The organism is Pseudonocardia pini, from assembly GCF_013870575.1.
In the GTDB taxonomy this organism is placed as follows: domain Bacteria; phylum Actinomycetota; class Actinomycetes; order Mycobacteriales; family Pseudonocardiaceae; genus Pseudonocardia; species Pseudonocardia pini.
The window spans coordinates 1-4,334 of the sequence record NZ_JACBXB010000475.1 but is presented as its reverse complement, the minus strand read 5'-3'; the positions used below and the strand labels follow the sequence as shown (position 1 = coordinate 4,334).

Sequence of the window (4,334 nt, the reverse complement as noted above, 5' to 3'; positions counted from 1 at the left end):
ACCGGAGCCTCGGGGCGCCGTCGTGAACGGCATCGAGCACCGGCCGCCCGTCCGGCCCGACGTGCACTCCCTCGGCCTCTCCCGGCGGCTGCTCGACCGCCGCGGATCCCGGGCGTTCGCGCTGGTCTTCGCGGGTGTCTACCTGCTGATCCTGCTGCAGTTGATCTCGTCGCTGATGAACTACTGAGACCGGCCCGGCGGTGCCGGAACCGTTCGGTCGGTGGGCCCGTCTACCCTGGATCCGACGGCCTGGGGCCCACCCCGCATCCCCGGCCGCCTCGTGACCTGGGGTGACCGGGGGAGTGGAGGTGGTCCGCGATCAGCGCCGAGATCCCGGGCCAGGGCGGGTCCGCCGCCAACGCGGCCCCCACCTCGCACCGCGTCCGCAGCGTCCTGGCGATCCCCGCGTTCCGCAGGCTGTGGGGCGTCACCGCCGTCACGGCCACGGGTGAGTGGCTCTCGCTCCTCGCGCTGACTTCGCTCGCCACCCAGCTCACCACCGGGTACGCGGCGCAGAGCTTCGCGCTCGGCGGCGTCGTCGCCACCAAGCTGCTGCCCGCGCTGCTGCTCGGGCCGCTGGCGGGCGCCCTGGCGGACCGCTTCGACCGGCGCAAGGTCATGGTGACCTGCGACGTCCTGCGCTTCTGCCTCTTCGTCTCGATCCCGATCGTCGGGTCGCTGTGGTGGCTGTTCGCCGCCACCTTCCTGATCGAGATGTGCGCGATGTTCTGGATCCCGGCGAAGGACGCGTCGGTCCCGAACCTGCTGCGGCGCAAGGACCAGGTGGAGACGGCGAACCAGCTCGCCCTCGTCGTCACCTACGGCGTGTCCGTGCTGGTCGCGGCGGGGCTGTTCACCGTCGTCTCCAGCATCGGTCACCTGCTGCCCGGCCAGGAGGGCTCCACGGCCCTGACCACGGTGTACATCGCCCTGGTGCTCGACGGCTGTGCCTTCCTGCTCTGCGCGATCATCGTCTGGTTCCGCATCCCGGAGATCTCCGGGCACACGGACCGCAAGGACGCCGAGGCCCCGCCGAAGCTGCTCACGCTGCTGCGCGAGGGCTTCCAGTACGTGGCCACCACCCCGCTCATCCGCGGCCTGGTGCTCGGCATCATCGGCGCGTTCGCCGCGGGCGGGGCGGTGATCGCGTCGGCCAAGCTGTACGCGGCCAGCCTCGGCGGCGGGGACGCGGCGTACTCCGTGCTGTTCACGGCCGTGTTCGTGGGGCTCGCGGGCGGCATGGCCGTGGCGCCCCGGCTCGCCCACAAGCTGCCGCACAACCGCCTGTTCGGCACCGCGATCGTCGGCGCGGGCGCGGCGCTGCTCGTCGTGGCCGTGTCCGGCTACCTGTTCATGGCGATCCTGGCCGTCGCGTTGGTCGGCGGTTTCGCGGGCATCGCGTTCCTCACCGGGCTCACGATCATCGGCTCGCAGGTGGCGGACGACATCCGCGGCCGGATCGTGGCGTTCGTCCAGTCGCTCGTGCGGCTGGTCCTGCTCGGCTCGATGTCGCTGGTCCCGGTGCTCGTCGGGTTGGTCCGCACCTGGCTGGCCGCCGGTGCAGCGGGCGGTGGGGTCCCGCTGAACACCCAGGTCTACGAGCCCGTCGCGGACTGGATCACCGGCATGGCGGCCGCCGTCTCGATCTGACCGTCGGCTGGCACACCGCAGCGGTGCGGTGGAACCGGAGGAGTACACGTGGAGCGCACCTACGACGTCGTCGTCCTCGGGAGCGGTGCGGCGGGGCTGACCGCCGCGGTCACCGCCGCCGTCGCGGGACTCTCGGTGGTCGTCCTGGAGAAGGCGGACCAGGTCGGCGGGACCTCCGCCTGGTCCGGCGGGAACGTCTGGATCCCGAACAACCCGCTCATGCCCGCGGTCGACGTGCCCGACAGCGAGGACGAGGCGCTGACCTACCTCCTCGGGCTGTCCCGCGGGATGATGGAGGAGGACCTCGTGCGGGCGTTCGTCCGCGCCGGTCCGGAGATGGTGACCTTCCTCGACGCCAAGGCGGGCACCGAGTTCTACGTCGCGGAGGGCTTCCCGGACTACCACCCGGAGAAGCCCGGTGGGAAGCCGCAGGGCGGGCGCACCCTGGAGACCCCCCTCTTCTCGTTCGACGAGCTGGGGGAGTGGCAGCACCGCGTCACGCCGGGTCCGTACTTCGCGAACCTGCACCTGGTCCAGCGGGAGACCCCGATCGGGGCCGCCGTGCCGCAGCCGCCCTCGGCCGAGGAGCTGGCGCGCCGGCGGGTGCACGACGAGCGGGGCCGCGGCCAGTCGCTGGTCGGGCGGCTGCTCAAGGCCGGTCTCGACCTCGGGATCGAGCCGGTCACCGGGGCCAGGGCCCGGGAGCTGCGGCGAGACGGCGACCGGGTCGTCGGCGTCGTGGTCGAGGTCGACGGGGTGCGCCACGAGGTGGGTGCCGCGCGCGGGGTCGTCCTCGCGACCGGCGGCTTCGAGTGGAACGAGGAGCTCAAGCGCGCCTTCCTGCGCGGACCGCTGACCCACCCGGTCACCATGCCGACCAGCGAGGGCGACGGCCTGGTCATGGCCATGCGCGCCGGTGCCGCCCTGGGCAACATGCGGGAGGCCTGGTGGAGTCCGGTCGCGGACCTGCCGCCCGGTGTCAACGAGATGAACCGGGTGATGGTGAACGCGGACCGCACCCGCCCCCGCTCGATCATGGTCAACCGCAGCGGGCGGCGGTTCACCAACGAGGCGGCGAACTACAACGCGTTCGGCGGGGCCTTCCACGCGGAGGACGTCGCCGACTTCAGCTACGCGAACCTGCCGTGCTGGCTGGTCTTCGACCAGGAGTACCTGCGCCGCTACGGCACGGTCGGCCCGTTCCCCCCGGGGGAGACGGCGCCCCCGTGGCTCACCTCGGCGGGCTCGCTGCGCGGGCTCGCCGAGACCCTCGGCGTCCCGGCGGACGCGTTCGTCGACACCGTCGAACGCTGGAACGCCCACGCGGCCGCGGGCCACGACCCGGACTTCCACCGGGGCGAGAGCGCCCACGACCGGTGGTGGGGCGACCCGAACCTCAAGGGCCGCCCGGAGGCGACCCTCGGCCCGCTCACCGAGCCGCCGTTCCACGCGATCTCGCTGGTCAGCGGGGCGCTCGGGACCAAGGGCGGACCCCGCACGGACGACCGGGCACGGGTGCTCGACCTGGACGGCCGCGTGATCGGCGGGCTGTACGCGGCGGGCAACGTCATGGCGTCGCCGTTGGGGATGACCTACGGCGGCGCGGGCGGCACCCTCGCCCCGGCCATGGTCTTCGGCTACCTGGCCGGACGGCACCTGGCGGCGGGGCAGGAGTGACCGCTCCGACCAGGACCGGCTCGCCGATCTGGGACCTCGTCCTGGACCGCGCGGCGCGCACGCCGGAGGCCCTGATGGCCTCCGACGAGCACCGCCGCACGCTCACGTTCGCCGGGTTCCGCGAGGCCGTCGCCCGCGCCGCCGCCGGGTTCGCGGCCCTGGGCGTGCGCGCGGGCACCGTGGTCTCGTGGCAGCTGCCCAGCCGTCTCGAGACGATGGTGCTCACCTGCGCGCTCGCCCGCCTCGGCGCCGTGCAGAACCCGTTGATCATGTCGCTGCGCGAGCCGGACCTGGAGTTCGTGTGCGGCAGGCTCGGGACCGACCTGCTGGTCGTGCCCACGGAGTTCCGCGGGTACGGCCACGGTGCCGCGGCCCGGTCCGTCGCCGCCCGCGTGCCGGGGGTCGAGGTGCTCGTCGTCGACGACGAGCTGCCCGCGGCGGCGGGTGAGGCCCCGGTCGCGGCCGGGTCCGGAGACGAGGTGCGGTGGGTCTTCTTCACCTCCGGAACCACCTCGGAACCCAAGGCCGCCCAACACACCGACGCCGGCCTGGCCGCCGCGGCCACGACTTACGTCGAGCACGTCCGACCGTCCCCGGAGGACCGCATCGCGGCGCTGGCCCCGATCGCCCACGTCGGCGGCGTGCTCCACGTGCTCGTCGCCCTGCGCAGCGGGGCGGGCCTGGTGCTGACCGAGGTCTTCGACCCGGAGACGACCGCCGTGCAGCTCCGCGAGGCGGGGATGACCTACGGCGGCAACGGGACCCCGTTCGTGCAGGCCTTCCTGCGCCTGCAGCGGGAGCGGCCGGAGGTGCCGCTGTTCCCCGACCTCAAGGCCTTCCTGATCGGGGGTGCGCCGCGGCCCGCCGCGCTGCACGACGAGGTCAGGGCCGAGCTCGGCGGGGCCGGGATCGCCTCCGGGTACGGCCTGACCGAGTGCCCGTTCTTCGCCTGGGCCAGGCCGGACGACGGCGACGCCGTGCTGGCGACGACCGAGGGCAGACCGGGG

4 protein-coding genes are annotated in these 4,334 nt (G+C 73.7%); all 4 read left to right on the top strand.

The features are described 5' to 3' along the window. Positions 1–187: hypothetical protein (locus H5J29_RS22665; protein ID WP_181783057.1), on the top strand; the 187-nt coding region annotated here is incomplete at its 5' end. A gap of 131 nt (positions 188–318) precedes the next feature. Then, positions 319–1,650, top strand: coding sequence for an MFS transporter (locus H5J29_RS22660; RefSeq protein WP_312858363.1), 1,332 nt, complete (start codon positions 319–321; stop codon positions 1,648–1,650). Positions 1,651–1,698: 48 nt separating this feature from the next. Beyond that, positions 1,699–3,327 carry an FAD-dependent oxidoreductase gene (locus H5J29_RS22655; RefSeq protein WP_181783056.1) on the top strand — a complete coding sequence of 543 codons (1,629 nt, stop codon included), beginning with the start codon at positions 1,699–1,701 and terminating at the stop codon, positions 3,325–3,327. Next, positions 3,324–4,334 (top strand): AMP-binding protein (locus H5J29_RS22650; RefSeq protein ID WP_220187793.1); only part of this gene is annotated, 1,011 nt, incomplete at its 3' end. The genes H5J29_RS22655 and H5J29_RS22650, both read left to right, overlap by 4 nt.